Raw genomic sequence first — 16,332 nt, forward strand, 5'->3', positions numbered from 1 at the left:
CGCTTCTTGCCCGGAAGGCGGATGAACTGCCGCAGGGAGCCCCAATGTCTGAAATGCCCGTCCCGTCCGCACCGTCGTTGTGGCGTCGCGTCACGGCGGCCTATGGGAAGCTGCTGGAATTCCTGCTGGCCGCCAGCGTCGGTATCCTGGTTCTTCCGGTCACGCTGCAAATCATCTCGCGCTACACGCCCTTCATTCCTTCCTACATCTGGACGGAGGAGATGGCGCGGTTTCTCTTCATCTGGACGATCATGATCGGGGCCATGGTCGGTGTGCGGGAAGCGCAGCATTTTGAGGTCGACGTGTGGCCCAATCTGTCGCGGCGATCGGAGGCCGCGGTGCGGATCCTCGCCCGTCTCGGCGTGCTGGCATTGGCGCTGGTGTTCCTATTGGCCGGCATGGAGTTTACCCGCTTCGCCTGGAACAGAACTTCGGAATTGGCCGATCTGCCGCTTTGGTTGATTCACATTGCCTGGCCCGTGACCGGCGCGACGTGGATCGTCTTTGCAGGCGAACAGATCATTGATGAAATGCGCGTTCTGGTTGGGGCGGGGCGATGAGCGGCAATGTACTCTCTGCTGGACAGGCCGCGATGGTGCTGTTCGGGGTTTTCATCGGCCTGCTCATCGTGCGCGTGCCGGTCGCTTTCGCGCTCGGCCTTGCCTGCGTGCCGATCCTGCTGATCGAGCCGCACCTGTCACTGATGACGCTCGCGCAGGAGACCTTCAACGCGTACAATTCATTCATCCTGCTCGCGGTCCCGTTTTTCCTGCTGACGGCGAATCTGATGAGCATCGGCGGCATCACCGACCGCCTGGTGGCGCTATCGCGATCGTTGGTCGGGCACTGGCCGGGATCCCTGGCGCAGATCAACGTCGTGCTGTCGGTGTTCTTTGCAGGAATCTCCGGGTCCTCCACCGCCGACGCGGCGAGCCAATCAAAGATCTTCATCGATGCACAGACCAAGGAAGGCTACGATCTCTCCTTTTCCATCGCCATCACCGCGGTTTCTGCGGTGCTGGCTGTCATCATCCCGCCGTCGATCCTCATGATCGTCTGGGGCGGGCTGATCTCGACCTCGATCGCGGCGATGTATCTGGCCGGCATCGTGCCGGGCCTGCTGATCGCGGGCGCGCAGATGGCAACGGTGCACGTCTATGCCGTGCGCCGCGGCTACCCGACCTATCCGAAGGCGACCTGGGTCGAGATGCGATGCGCCATTTGGCGGTCGATACCAGCGCTGATGACTCCGTTCATCATCGTCGGCGGCATTCTGCTCGGGTGGTTCACTGCAACCGAGTCCGCCTGCGTCGCGGTGCTCTATTCCGTCGCGCTCTCGGCGTTCTTCTATCGCGAGACAGGCCCGCGCGAATTATACAAGGCCCTGCTCGATACCGGGCGCCTTTCCGGCGTGGCGCTGTTTTGCGTCGGCACCGCGAGCGCGTTTGGCTGGCTGCTTGCCTATTACAGGATCCCGCAAGAGCTGCTGGCCAACGTCTCGACATGGGGCATGGGCAGCGTCGGGGCCGGCTTCTTCATCGCCTTCTGCTTCCTGGTGGTGGGCTGCTTCCTCGACGCCATCCCGGCGATCATCATCGTCGGCACGGTGCTGGAGCCGCTGGCTAAATCCGTCGACCTCCATCCGGTCCAGTTCGCGATCATCTCCATCGTCTCGCTGGCCTTCGGACTGGTGACGCCGCCCTATGGTCTATGTCTGATGATCGCCTGTTCGATCGCGGGCGTGCGGCTGCGTTATGCTCTGAAGGACACGGTGATCATGCTGATTCCGATGCTGCTCGTGCTGGCGGCGCTCATCGTTTGGCCGAGCGTGTCGCTGTTCTTGCCGCGTCTGATCGTGCCGGAGATGCTCAAATGAGCGTCTGATGGCGCGATCCCGCGGCCAAGGCCGCGGGATCCATTCCATCCCTTACAGATTGCTCTCGGTGATCGCGGCGTAGACCATGCTGCGCAGCTCGCGACGGATCGGATAGGCGCTCGAGGGCAATACCTGCGTCATGAAGATCGTGATCAGCTCTTCGGCGGGGTCGATCCAGAACGAGGTCGTCGCCGCGCCGCCCCAATTGTATTCGCCGGGGCTGCCGGCGATCAGCGTGTCGGCCGGGCGCATGGTCACGGCAAAGCCAAGGCCGAAGCCGATTCCGTTATAGGCAGCTTCCGAAAACAGCGAGCGTGACACCTCGGGCAGGAAGCGTCCGCCCGGAATGTGGTTGCTCGTCATCAGCGCCAGCGTCTTCGGCCCGATCAGCCTGACGCCGCCGAGCTCGCCACCGTTGAGCAGCGCGCGGCAGAAGGTGAGATAATCGGCGACCGTCGAGCACAGCCCGCCGCCGCCGGAGATGAAGGAGGGCGGCGACAGGAACGAGCTGGTTGCCGGATCATCCTGGAGCGTCAGGCCCTCGCGCCGCTGGCCGGCATGGAACGTCATTCCGCCGCCTGGATCGGCGGAATAGCAGGCCGCGAAACGATGCGCCTTCGAGGCTGGCACGTGGAAGTCGGTGTCGGTCATGCCGAGTGGATCGAGGATGCGCGCTTTCAGGAACTGCTCGAACGGCATGCCTGAAATCTTGGCGACGAGATAGCCGAGCACGTCGGTCGCGACCGAGTAGTTCCAGGCCTCGCCCGGCGAGAACTCCAGCGGGATCTTTGCAAGGCTCTCGATCATGGTCTGGAGCGTGCCGGACTTCTCGACCTCCCCGATCTTCTCGGCGCGATAGGCGGCATCAACATTGGAGCGCTGCTGGAAGCCGTAGGTGAGGCCGGAAGTATGGCGCAGGAGGTCGACGATCAGCATCGGCCGGGACGGCGGCCGGGTCAGGAAGGCCGGGTAGGTGCCGGCGACGAATACGCCGAGATCCTTCCATTCCGGAATGTACTTGGCGACAGGCTCGTCGATCGCGACGAGACCTTGCTCGACCAGCATCATGAAGGCGATGCTGGTGAGCGGCTTCGTCATGGAATAGATGCGGTAGATGGTGTCGTCCTTGACCGGCACTTTGCGCTCGACGTCGGCAAGGCCCTGAACCGAGCTGTGTGCGACCTTGCCGCGGCGGTAGACGAGGAGATGCGCGCCGGGGAACCGGCCCGCGTCGATGTACCGGTTCTTCAGATGCGTATCGACGCGGTCCAGTGCGGTCTTAGACATGCCGACGCATTCGGGCGAGGCGGGTGTGGGCGCGAGCATCTGTTCCTCCGGGCAGTTTTTGTCGCTCCGTTGATAGCCGAAATGGCGGGCTCATTCCAAGCTGGTCGCGCTTAACGCCGGGCGGCCGGTTAGTGTAGGCTCCAACCTGGAACGCCTCCAAGCAGCCCAAGAGATCCCAACGGGCCAACGAGAAAACGCAGGCAAACGCACCATGACCCAGTTCAACGAGACCGAGCTCACCGAAGCCGTCGTCCGGAGCTTTGACCAGACACCCGACCCGCGCGCGAAATTCCTGCTCCAGGAATTGGTGAAGTCGCTGCACGATTACGTGAGCAAGACCGGTCTCACCTTCGAGGAGTGGGAATACGCCATCGATTTCCTGACCCGCACCGGCCAGAAATGCACCGACACCCGCCAGGAGTTCATCCTGCTATCCGACGTGCTCGGCGTCTCCATGCTGGTCGACGCAGTCAATCACCGCGACCGCGAGGGCGCCACCCAGACCACGGTGCTCGGCCCGTTCTACGTCGGCGAGCACAAGGTGACCGCGCACGGCACCGACATCTCGCCGAACAATCAGACCGGCGAACGGATGTTCGTGCAGAGCCGCGTCACCGATCTCAAGGGCAAGCCGCTCGCGAATGTCCCCGTCGACGTCTGGCATGCCGACGATGACGGCTTCTACGATTCACAGAAGCCGAACTATGACGAGGTCGGCGCCTCAGCGCGGGCGCGCTTCATCACCGATGACGACGGCCGGTTCTTCTTTCGCACCATCCTGCCGTGCAGCTACCCTATCCCGACCGACGGTCCGGTCGGCGAGATGATCATGCAGACCAACCGCCACCCGATGCGCCCGGCGCATGTCCATTTCCTGGTCAATGCAAAGGGTTATGAGCCGCTGATCACCCACGTCTTCATGGATGGCGACAAATACCTGGATTCCGACGTGGTGTTCGGTGTGAAGGACGATCTGGTGGCCAAGGTCGAGCCGCGCAACGACCTTGAGATGCCCGACGGCACCAGGGCGAACGGGCAGTGGCACCTGATGAGCTATGAATTCCACCTCAAGCCGGGCGGCGGTATGGCGCCGAAGCCGCTGGGGACGAAGGCGGAGGAGCCGGCCTGACGGTCAGGCGCGAGCAGCGCGCGCCGCCTCTCAGCGCCCGATGAAGGCCGCCAACTCGTCAGGCGTCCCCATCGGAAAGGCTTCTTTCATGAAGTCGAGGAAGGCGGATACGCGCGCGCTCAAGAGCCGCCGCGATGGATAGAGCGTCCACAACGCGATCTCTGGTCCGTCGATGTTGCCCCAATGCACCAGCGTGCCGGCAGCCAGGTCGTGACTGACCAGTGACACGGGAAGGCGCGCGGCGCCGACGCCCGCCCGGACTGCATCGCGGACCATGACGAGCGATGACAGGCGAAGGACCGGATCAACCGTGATGCGCGATCGTCCGCCTGGCACCGTCACCTCCCAGGTTGTTAGCTGGTCGCCCGCTCCGCGCATGACAGCCGGCACAGCGATACCGTCCCGCGGTCGCTTCAAATCCGGGCTCGCCACGACCACTAGCCGGTCGCGCAGAAAGATCCGGCCCACAAGGCTCTCGTCCGGAGCCGGATTGACCCGAATGACGAGGTCATACCCTTCCTCCACCATGTCCACGGAGCGATCTTCCGTCGTGACCTCAAGACGGACCTCCGGATATCTGAGCGCGAACCCGGCCGCGAGATTCCCCATTGCAGTTTGCGAAAACAGCAAAGGCGCGCTGATCCGCAGGCGACCCCGCGGCCTGTCCCCACCCGAAGCGATTGCCGCGGCCGCCTCGTCGAGCTCGACGAGCAATGCCCCCGTCCGCTCGTAAAGGGCGCGTCCTTCCTGCGTGAGTTTCAGGGCGCGCGCGCCGCGCTCGAACAGGCGCAGGTCGAGCGCGGCCTCCAGCTCGGCGACCCGTCGGGACAGGGTGGCTTTCGGGCGCCCGGCGGCCCGTGCGGCGCGTCCGAACCCGCCGTGTCGGGCGACGAGGTTGAAATCGGCGAGTGCGAGCAGGTCCATCGTTCCACCAGTGAGACGGTCAGTCTACATATATCGTCTATCGGTTCAAATGTGGATCACTAATTTCCCTTGTGTCTTCTGCACCCAACCCGGAGTGATCCCATGACCATCCTCGTTACCGGCGCAACCGGCACCATTGGCCGCCACGTCGTCGAACAACTCGTCAAGCGCGGCGCCGATGTCCGTGCTCTCGCCCGCGATCCTGCAAAGGCAAACCTCCCGACAGGCGTCAATGTCGTGCAGGGCGACCTGCTCGATGTCGACGCGCTCCGCGGCGCGTTTAGCGGAGTCTCGACCCTGTTCCTGCTCAACGCAGTGGTGCCGGATGAATTCACGCAGGCGCTGATTGCGCTCAACGTGGCCCGCGAGGCCGGCGTCGAGCGGGTCGTCTACCTCTCGGTGATCCACAGCGATCGCTACGTGAACGTGCCGCACTTTGCCGGCAAGTTCGGTGTCGAGCGGATGATCGAGCAGATGGGCTTCAACGCCACCATCCTGCGCCCCGCTTACTTCATGAACAACGACGTCACGATCAAGGACGTGGTGACCGGATACGGCATCTATCCGATGCCCATCGGGAGCAAGGGACTCGCCATGATCGATGCACGCGACATCGGCGAGATCGCCGCCATCGAACTGATCCGTCGAGAGCGAGCCGCAGCCTCGCTGCCGCTCGACCGCATCAATCTCGTCGGTCCCGAAACGCTGACCGGCGCGAAAGCCGCCGCCGTCTGGTCGGAGGTTCTGGGTCGCACCATCGCCTATCCCGGCGACGATACCGCCGGCTTCGAGAAGAATCTCAGGCAGTTCATGCCGAGCTGGATGGCCTTCGACATGCGGCTGATGAGCGAGCGTTTCCTCACCGAGGGAATGGTGCCCGAGGCCGGCGACGTCGAGCGTCTGACCGCGCTGCTGCGCCGTCCCCTGCGCTCCTATCGCGACTTCGTCTCCGAGATCGCCGCCTCCGCCTGACGATACGGCACGCCCCAATCCTCACAAGGAATTCGATCATGATCGCTTCGACCGGCGCCGTTCCGGCGAATCCGGAGGGCGCAGCGAAGATACTGGTACTTGGCGCCACCGGCGCCACCGGCCGGCTGATCGTCAGCCAGGCGGTGGCGCGGGGGTACGAGGTCACCGTGCTGGTGCGTTCCGCCGAAAAGGCGAGTGACATCACGGGGGCGAGGAGACGCCCGCGACGAAACAGTTTTGCTCGAAGCCCTCGAAGGCCGTGACGCCGTCGTCAGTGCGCTGGGTACACCGGTAAGCCCGTTCCGCAAGGTAACGCTTCTCTCGAGCGCGACGCGCGCGCTCGTGAGCGCGAGTGAAGGCCAAACATGTCTCCCGTCTGGTTTGCATTACGGGGATCGGCGCCGGCGACGGCGCCGGGCACGGCGGCTTTCTCGCCGACAATGTGATCTTTCCGCTCCTCCTGAAGAAGGTGTACGCCGACAAGAACCGGCAGGAAGCCATCGTCAGAGACAGCGGGCTGGACTGGGGTCCTGGTTCCTCCTTCCGCCCTGAACAACAAGCCCGGCCGCGGCTCGGTGCGGGCCCTGACGGATCTTTCGGACTTCCATGGCGGCAGCATAGCGCGCGCAGACGTCGCAAAATTCGTGCTGGATCAGGTGCGCGCCGATGCATGGCTGCATCAGTCTCCGCTGATCACGTGGTGAGCCCTGCGAGGCCACGCCCCTGATCAGCGCGCGTGCAATATCGCCAGCAGCACGACGACCGCGCAGGCGAGCGCCGCCGTGGTCAATTTCCAGAACATCAGCGGACTGCGCTCCAAAAGCGGCGTGATCCGCGTGTCGAGATAGACCGGATTGGGCGTGCGGAGCTCGTAGACGAATTCGGACAGATCCTCGTGCCGCTTGTAGGGATCGGGATGTAGCGCGCGCCTGAGCGCGCCGTCGACCCAGGCCGGCACATTGCGGTCCTCGTCGGCCGGGCGATACTGAAGTCGCCGCACGTCCGCCTTGCGCCGAATTCGGGCAACCTGGGTGCCATAGGGCAACTTCCCCGTCAGCATCTGGTAGCAGATCACAGCCAACGAAAACATGTCGGAGCGCGGCGAGCCGCCTTCGCCGAGAAAGTACTCCGGCGCCGTGTACTGGACCGTTCCCAGGATGTCGTCGGCCTCGTCTCGCGGCGCCGCTTCCGCGACGCCGGCCACCCTGACCGATCCGAAGTCGATGATCTTGGCGGTGCCGGTCTTGTCGATCAGGATGTTGTCCGGCCTGAGGTCCTGATGCAGCATCTCCATGCGGTGGAAGGCGCGTAAGCCCGCGGCGACCTGCTCGATCAGGCCGCGGACGGTTTCGAGATCGGGGCGTGGATTGTCGGTCATCCACTGCTTCAAGGTCTGGCCTTCGACGAATTCGGTCGCGATGTAGAGATAGCTGCGCCGTCTCGACTGTGACCGCGGCTTCAGCACGTGCGGGCTGTCGATCCGGCGCGCGATCCATTCCTCCATCAGGAAGCGCTTGAGATAGGCGGCGTTATCGCGCAGGTCGACCGACGGCAGCTTGAGCGCGACCGGCTCCTCGGTCTCGGTGTCGACGGCAAAGTAGATATGACTGCGGCTGCTGCCGTGGATCTCGCGGATGATCCGGTAGCCGTCGAAGATCGCGCGCGGTTCCGGCAGCGGAGGCAGCGGCAATTGGGACGTCTGATTGAAGATGCCGGCCGGCTCGCGCTGGGGCACTGCATCGATGCGCAGGATCTGGACCGTGATGTTGTCGTCGCTGCCGCGCCGGTAGGCTTCCTCGACGATGGCCTTGGCCGCCGCGTCGAGCTCGCCTGCGTGCTCGTTCAGCGCGCTCGTGACGAAGCGCGCGTCGACGAATTCGTAGGCGCCGTCGGTCGCCAGCAGAAAGGTGTCGCCCGCCTCGATCTCGAAGGCCTGATAGTCGATCTCGAGCTGCGGATTGATGCCGAGTGCGCGGCCGAGATAAGTCTGCTCCGACGACACGATGATCCGGTGATCGTCGGTCAGTTGCTCGAGCGCCTTACCGGCGACGCGGTAGACGCGGCAGTCACCGACATGGAAGATATGCGCGGTGGTCGCCTTGATGACCATGGCGGTGAGGGTGCAGACATAGCCCTTGTCGCGATCATAGGCGTATTGACTCTTGCGCGTCTGCGCGTGCAGCCAGGAATTGGTGGCATCCAGCACGCGGCGGGCAGACGTCTTCACCGTCCAGGATTCCGACGTGCAGTAATAGTCCATCAGGAAGCTCTTGACCGCCGACTCGCTGGCGATCTGGCTCACCGTGCTGCTCGAAATGCCGTCGGCGAGGACGGCGGCGATGCCCTTCAGGCTGAGCAGCGGCTCCTCTGGAATGAGGACGCCGTGAAAATCCTGGTTGAGGGGCTTGCGACCCTTGTCGGAGTGCTGGCCGACCGAAATCAGGAGTCCGGGGGTCATCGTCGTCACCAGGAAAGAGGAGCCTCACCCTGCGCAGGCGAGGCTCCTCTGTCGAGACGTATTCGATCAGGCCGCAACGCGGGGCTTCGTAGCCTTGCCGACCTCGCGCTTCGGCAGGGTCATGACGTGCGTAGCGTAGAGGGTCATGCCGGTGAAGGCCAGGCCGCCGACGAGGTTGCCGAGCACGGTCGGGATCTCGTTCCAGATCAAATAGTCCAGGATCGAGAACTTTGCGCCGAGCAGCAGTCCTGACGGGAACAGGAACATGTTCACGACCGAATGCTCGAACACCATGTAGAAGAACACCAGGATCGGCATCCACATCGCAATAACCTTGCCGGGGACCGAGGTCGAAATCATCGCGCCGACGACGCCGGTCGAGACCATCCAGTTGCAGAGCATGCCGCGCATGAACAGCGTCGCCATTCCGGCCGCACCATGCGCGGCGTAGCCGAGCGTCCGGCTTTCGCCGATGATCCCGATGGCGGTGCCGACCTTGTCAGGCGGCTGTGTGAAGCCGAAGGTCGTGACGAAGGCCATCATGAAGGCGACCGTGAACGCGCCGGCGAAGTTACCGACGAACACCAAGCCCCAATTGCGCAGCACGCCGCCGAGTGTGACGCCGGGACGCTTGTCGATCAGGGCGAGCGGCGAGAGCACGAACACACCGGTCAGGAGATCGAAGCCCAGGAGGTACAGCATGACGAATCCGACCGGAAACAAGAGCGCGCCGACCAACGGCTGGCCGGTGTTGACGTTGATCGTGACAGCGAACCATGCGGCGAGCGTGAGGATGGCGCCGGCCATGTAGGCGCGGATGATGGTATCCCGGGTGGACATGAAGATCTTGGACTCGCCCGCATCCACCATCTTGGTGACGAATTCCGAAGGCGCGAGATACGACATCAATGGATCCTTTTGCTTCGTAAGTGAGATCGACACACCCTCATGGAGAGCGCGCTGAACGTCTTGGCGTCGTGCGGGCTGGCCTGCCGCGCACGAGGGCTATGGAGTTGGAAGCCTTGGGAATCGCGTCACGACGAGCGAGAGGACCGCGAAGCAGTTGAGCTTCCGGAATGCAGCCGCCAGAGGCTGCAACCATGCGGCAAGCCGCAGTCTTCGTTGACGCCCAAGTAAATGCAAGTTGCGTGCCGCTCGTGCGCGGAGGAAAAATGAAGCGATATCAGCGGGATGTGTCTCTGCTCAAACGGTCCCCGAAGCGCCTGTCGGCCTCCTGCTTGAGCTGCTGCACAAGGTTTGTGCGTCGCACAAAGATTGAGCAGATCGCAAGTTTCACATGCGAAGCGGTGATGCGGCAGCCTGCCGCAATTCCAATAACATGTTGATTGTTCTTACCTATTATGGCCATCAGGCTTGGCACGAAGCTTGAATAGTTCCGTGCCGACGCCATTGAAGCCGTCCCGCGAGACTTCTCATCCGACTTGCCGACGCCACCGGACGGGGGTTTCCCCGGTCGTGCGTTCGCATGCGCCAAATACGGCGCCGCCGGACGGACGGGCTGATCGTGTGCACTGAAGCCATCAATTCTGCAACGACGCAAAGGACGACCTGCCTATGACCAAGCGCACCCGCCGGCCCTCGGATAACGGGCTTAGCCGCCGCCAATTGATGAAGGCGACCGGCGCTACCGCCGCACTTCTCGCCGCCGCAAAACTGAATTTTCCCGCCGGCGTCTTCGCGCAGGAGGCAGGCCCTGAGGTCAAGGGCGCCAAGCTCGGCTTCATCGCGCTCAGCGACGCTGGCCCGCTGTTCGTCGCCAGGGACAAGGGGCTGTTCGCCAAGCACGGCATGCCCGACGTCGACGTGCAGAAGCAGGCCTCCTGGGGCACGACGCGCGACAACCTCGTGCTCGGCTCCGAAGGCAATGGCATCGACGGCGCACATATCCTCACCCCGATGCCGTATCTGATCTCGGCCGGCAAGGTGACGCAGAACAACCAGCCGACGCCGATGTACATCCTGGCCCGGCTCAATCTCGATAGCCAGTGCATCTCCGTTGCGAACGAATATGCTGACCTCAAGCTCGGCGTCGATGCGACGCCCTTCAAGGCTGCGCTGGACAAGAAGAAGGCGTCCGGCAAGGCCGTGAAGGCGGCAATGACCTTTCCCGGTGGCACGCATGATCTCTGGATCCGCTACTGGCTCGCCGCCGGCGGCATCGATCCCGACAAGGACATCGAGACCATCGTCGTGCCGCCGCCGCAGATGGTGGCCAACATGAAGGTCGGCACCATGGACTGCTTCTGCGTCGGCGAGCCCTGGAATCTGCAGCTGATCCATCAGAATATCGGCTACACCGCGGTAACGACCGGCGAGCTCTGGAATAAGCATCCGGAGAAATCCTTCGGCATGCGCGCCGCCTTCGTCGACAAATACCCAAAGGCCGCCAAGGCGCTATTGATGGCGGTGATGGAAGCCCAGCAATGGGCCGACAAGGCCGAGAACAAGGCCGAGCTTGCCGCCATCATGGGCAAGCGGCAGTGGATGAACTGCCCGGTCGAGGACGTGCTCGATCGTACCGCAGGCAAGTTCGACTACGGCATCCCCGGCAAGGTGGTGGAGAACTCTCCACACATCATGAAGTACTGGCGCGACTTCGCCTCGTACCCCTTCCAGAGCCACGATCTCTGGTTCCTCACCGAGGACATCCGCTGGGGCAAGTACGAGGCGAATTTCGACACCAAGGCGCTGATCGCCAAGGTCAATCGCGAGGACATGTGGCGCGATGCGGCCAAGACGCTCGGTGTCGCGGCCTCCGAGATCCCGGCCTCCACCTCGCGCGGCAAGGAAACCTTCTTCGACGGCAAGGTATTCGATCCGGAAAATCCGGCTGCTTATCTGAAGTCGCTCGCGATCAAACGTGTCGAAGTCTGATGGGGGCCAGCGGCCGCCTTTGCGCGGCCGCATCGTCTTTTGAAGCCGGAGAGAGATTGCAATGAATATGTCCGCCGCCAAGATTGAGATTGAAACGGCGACGCCTGCGGCCAGCGCCGCGCCGGTCGTCGCGATGACGCCAAAGCGTCCCCCGCGCACCGAAGCTTACGCACGCATGGCGCGGCAGACGGCCGCGCGCGTGATCCCGCCGCTGGTCGTGATCGCGCTGCTGACGCTGGTCTGGGAGCTGGTCTGCCGCCGCGCCGGCTCGGCGCTGCCGCCACCATCAAAGGTGTTCAAGGACACCAAGGAGCTGATCCTCGATCCGTTCTTCGACCATGGCGGTATCGACAAGGGCCTGTTCTGGCATCTCTCCGCAAGTCTCCAGCGCGTCGCCTTCGGCTATTCGCTCTCAGCGATCGCCGGCATCGCGTTGGGCGTGCTGGTCGGACAGTCGGTCTGGGCGATGCGCGGGCTCGATCCGCTATTCCAGGTGCTGCGCACCATCCCGCCGCTCGCCTGGCTGCCGCTCTCGCTCGCCGCCTTTCGCGACGGCCAGCCCTCGGCGATCTTCGTCATCTTCATCACCTCGATCTGGCCGATCATCATCAACACCGCGGTCGGCATCCGCAACATCCCGCAGGACTATCGCAACGTCGCGGCCGTGGTGCAGCTCAATCCGCTCGAGTTCTTCTCCAAGATCATGATTCCGGCGGCCGCGCCCTACATTTTCACCGGCCTGCGCATCGGCATCGGCCTGTCGTGGCTCGCGATCGTCGCCGCCGAAATGCTGATCGGCGGCGTCGGCATCGGCTTCTTCATCTGGGACGCCTGGAACTCCTCGCATATCAGCGAGATCATCCTGGCGCTGTTTTATGTGGGCATCGTCGGCTTCGTGCTGGACCGCCTGATCGCGGGCATCGGCAAGTTCGTCACCCGCGGCACCGCGCAGAATTGAGAGGAGGGCACATGACCGCCTATTTGAAGCTCGACCACATCGACAAGGTCTTCACCCGCGGCGCGGCCACCACGGAGGTGCTCAAGGAGATCAACCTGACGATCGAGAAGGGCGAATATGTCTCGATCATCGGTCATTCCGGCTGCGGCAAGTCGACCCTGCTCAACATCATCGCAGGCCTGACCGGCGCGACCACCGGCGGCGTGCTGCTGGAGAATCGCGAGGTCAACTCGCCGGGGCCCGATCGCGCCGTCGTGTTCCAGAACCACAGCCTGCTGCCGTGGCTGACCGTCTACGAGAACGTCAGGCTCGGCGTCGATAAGGTCTTTTCCAGGACCAAATCCCGCGCCGAACGCGACGCCTGGGTGATGCACAATCTCAGCCTGGTGCAGATGGCCCACGCCAGGGACAAGCGTCCTTCCGAAATCTCCGGCGGCATGAAGCAGCGCGTCGGCATTGCGCGGGCGCTGGCGATGGAGCCGAAGGTGCTGCTGCTCGACGAGCCGTTCGGCGCGCTCGACGCGCTGACCCGAGCGCATCTCCAGGACTCCGTGATGGCGCTGCATCAGAAGCTCGGCAACACCATCCTGATGATTACTCACGACGTGGACGAGGCGGTGCTGTTGTCCGACCGCATCGTCATGATGACAAATGGGCCGAGCGCGCGCATCGGTGAGGTGCTGGAGGTGCCGCTAACGCGGCCGCGCAAGCGGCTCGAGCTTGCGACCAGCGCCACCTACTTGAAGTGCCGGCAGCGCGTGCTCGAATTCCTCTACGAGCGCCATCGCTTCATCGAGGCCGCGTAACCGAAGCGTTAACGCGCGACATGCGCGCGCCTAATTAATTGACATGTCGCTCAATCCTTGTGCGTCGCACAAGGATTGAGCGAATCGCAAATTTAGCGTGCGGAAAGGCCTTGCAAGAAATTCGGGCAATACGAATAACGTACTGAAATCCCTATATTTCCAGCGTGCGCGCAACTGGCACGGAAATTGAAATGTGATTGCGCGACGCCAACGACGACGTCCCTCAACATCATCAATCAGCATCGTGAACTCGCCACCGGGGTGACGCCTCGGAGCGTGCCTCCGTGGCCGGAGGCTGAGCCTGCAACGACGCAGCGGTGAGCCTAGAAGGGATACTCAATGACGAAGAATCCAACCTGGATTTCAGACTGGCGCCCCGAAGATGAGGCGTTCTGGAATACGACTGGCAAGACCATCGCGCGACGCAACCTGATCTGGTCGATCGTGGCCGAGCATATCGGCTTCTCGGTCTGGCTGATCTGGAGCATCGTCGCCACCAAGCTGCCGCAGGCGGGCTTCCACTACACCACCGACCAGCTGTTCCAGCTCGTCGCCGTGCCGGGCCTGATCGGCGCCCTGATGCGCTTCCCCTACACATTTGCCGTGACGACCTTCGGGGGCCGCAACTGGACCGTCTTCAGTGCAGCGATCCTGTTTATTCCGACGCTGTCGCTTGCCTATTTCGTGAGCCAACCCGACACGCCGTTCTGGCTGATGCTGCTGGTTGCCTCGGCCGCGGGCCTTGGCGGTGGCAATTTCGCCTCCAGCATGACCAACATCTCCTTCTTCTTCCCCGACCGGATGAAGGGATGGGCGCTCGGCCTCAACGCCGCCGGCGGCAATATCGGCGTCTCCAGCGTGCAGCTCTTGACCCCGATCTTGATGACGCTCGCGGTCATCAACCTGTTCCAGGCCACGCCCGTCGACGGCGTCTTCCTCCAGAACGCCGGCCTGATGTGGGTGCTGCCGATCGCGATCGCGGTGTTCGGCGCCGTGTTCTTCATGAACAATCTGACCTCGGCGAAATCGTCGGTGAAGAACCAGCTCGCGATCGTCAAGCGCAAGCACACCTGGATCATGGCGTACCTCTATATCGGCACGTTCGGATCCTTCATCGGCTACTCCGCCGCGTTCCCGCTGCTGATCAAGACGCAATTCCCGGCCGTGACGATCTCGATCGCGTTCATGGGACCGCTGGTCGGCTCGCTCTCGCGCCCGCTCGGCGGCTGGCTTGCCGACAAGATCGGCGGCTCGATCATCACCTTCTGGAACTTCATCATGATGGCGGGCGCCACGGTTGGCGTGCTCTACTTCGTGGGACAGAAGGATTTCATCGGCTTCCTGTCGATGTTCCTGATCCTGTTCGTGACGACGGGCATCGGCAACGGCTCGACCTATCGCATGATCCCTTCGATCTTTCGCGAGGAGAATCTGTTCAAGGTGCGCGGCAAGGGTGATACGGCGCGCGCACTCGCGCTGAAGACGGCGAGCATCGAGAGCGGCGCGGCGGTCGGCTTCATCGGTGCGATCGGCGCGGTCGGCGGCTACCTGATCCCGACCGGCTTCGGCAAGTCGATCGCCCTGACCGGCGGACCGCAGCTCGCGCTCGCGATCTATCTCGCCTTCTACGCCTCCTGCCTCGCTCTGACCTGGTGGTTCTACCTGCGTCGCAGCCCGCAGGGTGAAGGCGCGTCGAGCCTTGCGGAAGCAAGAGTGTGACACTCGGTACGAAGCTCGCTTCTCCCCGTACGCGGGGAGAAGCTCCACCGCAGGCTATGGAATAGGGAATTGCCATGAGTGAACCGCTCGTCATTGTCGGTAACGGTATGGCGGCCGCGCGACTGGTCGATGAGCTCGCCAAGACCGCGCTCGGCCGCTACGCGGTCGCCGTCATCGGCGAAGAGCCGCGGCTCGCTTACAACCGCGTGCTGCTCTCATCCGTGCTGGCTGGCGAGACCGGCTCGCACGAGATCGAGCTCCGGCCGGCCGATTGGTGGCGCCATCGCGGCGTCACGGTGCGCTACGGTTATCGGGTCACCGAGATTGATACCGGCCGCCGCGAGCTCAAGATCGCCGGTGAGGAGAGCATGGAATATTCCAAGCTGGTGCTCGCCACCGGCTCGACGCCGCTGCGGCTTAACGTGCCGGGCGCCGATTTAGCCGGCGTGCACACTTTCCGCGATACGCGCGACGTCGATCTGTTGCTGACGCTAGCTGCGGCGAAGAAGCGCGTCATCGTGGTCGGCGGCGGCCTGCTCGGTCTCGAAGCGGCGTATGGACTTGCCAAGGCCGGCGCGCCGGTGACGCTGCTGCATCTGATGGACCGGCTGATGGAGCGCCAGCTCGATGGGCCGGCCGCCGATCTGCTCAAGACGCTGGTCGAGCGCAAGGGCATCCGGATCCTGCTCAATGCCTCGACCGCCCGCATTCATGGCGAGGGCCGTGTCGAGGCCGTCGAGCTTGCCGATGGCAGCCGTATCGAGGCCGACGCCGTGATCTTCGCCGCCGGCATCAAGCCGAACGTTGCACTGGCCGAGGACGCCGGCATCGCTGTCAACCGCGGCGTCGTCGTCAACGATGTGATGCAGACGGCTTCGCCCGACATCTTCGCGCTGGGCGAATGCGCCGAGCATCGCGGCATCTGCTATGGCCTGGTCGAGCCGGCTTACGAGCAGGCGCGGGTGCTGGCGCGGCATCTGGCCGGCCGTCCGGCCGCCTACCAGGGCAGTGTGGTCTCGACCAATCTGAAAGTCTCTGGCGTCGGCGTGTTCTCGGCCGGCGACTTCATGGGCGGCGAGGGCAGCGAGAGCCTCGTGCTCACCGACCGCAGGCGCGGCACCTACAAGAAGCTCGTCATTGCTGACGGCCGGCTCACCGGTGCCGTGCTGATCGGCGATACCGTCGATGCGCTCTGGTATCTCGAACTGATCCGCAATCGCGACAAGGTGGCGGCGATCCGCACCGACATGATGTTCGGCCGCGCGCTAGCGCGTCCCTCCAAGGCGGCTTGACAAGGCGGCTTGATAA

Annotated in this window: 13 protein-coding genes and 1 pseudogene; 10 read left to right on the forward strand and 4 right to left on the reverse strand. The window is 63.5% G+C overall.

The annotated features are described in order from the left end of the window. Positions 1 to 44: 44 nt before the first annotated feature. Together IVA78_RS24220 and IVA78_RS24225 are read left to right on the forward strand one after the other, a co-directional pair. Positions 45 to 560, forward strand: a complete 516-nt coding sequence (locus IVA78_RS24220) for a TRAP transporter small permease subunit (RefSeq protein ID WP_247468270.1) — start codon at positions 45 to 47, stop codon at positions 558 to 560. Continuing rightward, positions 557 to 1,876, forward strand: a complete 1,320-nt coding sequence (locus IVA78_RS24225; RefSeq protein WP_247279287.1) for a TRAP transporter large permease — start codon at positions 557 to 559, stop codon at positions 1,874 to 1,876. The genes IVA78_RS24220 and IVA78_RS24225 overlap by 4 nt, the downstream gene beginning before the upstream one ends. Before the next feature lie 51 nt (positions 1,877 to 1,927). On the opposite strand, the gene IVA78_RS24230 is transcribed toward IVA78_RS24225, so the two are convergent. After that, positions 1,928 to 3,202, reverse strand: coding sequence for a serine hydrolase domain-containing protein (locus IVA78_RS24230; protein WP_247279288.1), 1,275 nt, complete (start codon positions 3,200 to 3,202; stop codon positions 1,928 to 1,930). A gap of 172 nt (positions 3,203 to 3,374) precedes the next feature. Between IVA78_RS24230 and IVA78_RS24235 the strand changes: the two genes are divergently transcribed. Next, positions 3,375 to 4,292, forward strand: coding sequence for an intradiol ring-cleavage dioxygenase (locus IVA78_RS24235; RefSeq protein ID WP_247279289.1), 918 nt, complete (start codon positions 3,375 to 3,377; stop codon positions 4,290 to 4,292). 30 nt (positions 4,293 to 4,322) lie between these two features. Here the strand turns inward: IVA78_RS24235 and IVA78_RS24240 are convergent, their stop codons facing one another. Next, the gene (locus IVA78_RS24240; RefSeq protein ID WP_247279290.1) at positions 4,323 to 5,216 is read right to left on the reverse strand and encodes a LysR family transcriptional regulator; all 894 of its coding nucleotides are present in this window, start codon (positions 5,214 to 5,216) and stop codon (positions 4,323 to 4,325) included. Between the two features lie 102 nt (positions 5,217 to 5,318). Here IVA78_RS24240 and IVA78_RS24245 point away from each other — a divergent pair, with 102 nt between their 5' ends. Then, a complete protein-coding gene (locus IVA78_RS24245) occupies positions 5,319 to 6,188 on the forward strand; it encodes an NmrA/HSCARG family protein (RefSeq protein WP_247279291.1) in 870 nt (289 codons plus the stop codon). Positions 6,189 to 6,226: 38 nt separating this feature from the next. Then, positions 6,227 to 6,892 (forward strand): annotated as a pseudogene (locus tag IVA78_RS24250) (SDR family oxidoreductase). Between the two features lie 23 nt (positions 6,893 to 6,915). Here IVA78_RS24250 and IVA78_RS24255 read toward each other — a convergent pair. After that, entirely contained in the window at positions 6,916 to 8,646 is a 1,731-nt protein-coding gene (locus IVA78_RS24255) for a bifunctional protein-serine/threonine kinase/phosphatase (RefSeq protein ID WP_247279292.1), read from the reverse strand. 66 nt (positions 8,647 to 8,712) lie between these two features. Continuing rightward, entirely contained in the window at positions 8,713 to 9,552 is an 840-nt protein-coding gene (locus tag IVA78_RS24260) for a formate/nitrite transporter family protein (protein ID WP_247279293.1), read from the reverse strand. A 669-nt stretch (positions 9,553 to 10,221) separates the two neighbouring features. On the opposite strand from IVA78_RS24260, the gene IVA78_RS24265 reads away from it, so the two are divergent. From IVA78_RS24265 to IVA78_RS24285, 5 genes are all read left to right on the forward strand, one after another. After that, on the forward strand, positions 10,222 to 11,541 hold the full coding sequence (locus tag IVA78_RS24265) for a CmpA/NrtA family ABC transporter substrate-binding protein (protein ID WP_247279294.1): 1,320 nt from the start codon (positions 10,222 to 10,224) through the stop codon (positions 11,539 to 11,541). Positions 11,542 to 11,602: 61 nt separating this feature from the next. Next, positions 11,603 to 12,499: a nitrate ABC transporter permease gene (ntrB, locus tag IVA78_RS24270; RefSeq protein WP_247279295.1), complete on the forward strand. Its 897-nt coding sequence runs from the start codon at positions 11,603 to 11,605 to the stop codon at positions 12,497 to 12,499. 11 nt (positions 12,500 to 12,510) lie between these two features. Next, positions 12,511 to 13,305: an ABC transporter ATP-binding protein gene (locus IVA78_RS24275; protein WP_247279296.1), complete on the forward strand. Its 795-nt coding sequence runs from the start codon at positions 12,511 to 12,513 to the stop codon at positions 13,303 to 13,305. A 339-nt stretch (positions 13,306 to 13,644) separates the two neighbouring features. Next, positions 13,645 to 15,024: an MFS transporter gene (locus IVA78_RS24280; protein ID WP_247279297.1), complete on the forward strand. Its 1,380-nt coding sequence runs from the start codon at positions 13,645 to 13,647 to the stop codon at positions 15,022 to 15,024. A gap of 74 nt (positions 15,025 to 15,098) precedes the next feature. After that, a complete protein-coding gene (locus IVA78_RS24285; RefSeq protein ID WP_247279298.1) occupies positions 15,099 to 16,316 on the forward strand; it encodes an FAD-dependent oxidoreductase in 1,218 nt (405 codons plus the stop codon). Positions 16,317 to 16,332: the final 16 nt, after the last annotated feature.

Origin of the sequence: Bradyrhizobium sp. 137, assembly GCF_023074095.1 — a bacterium.
In the GTDB taxonomy this organism is placed as follows: Bacteria; Pseudomonadota; Alphaproteobacteria; order Rhizobiales; family Xanthobacteraceae; genus Bradyrhizobium.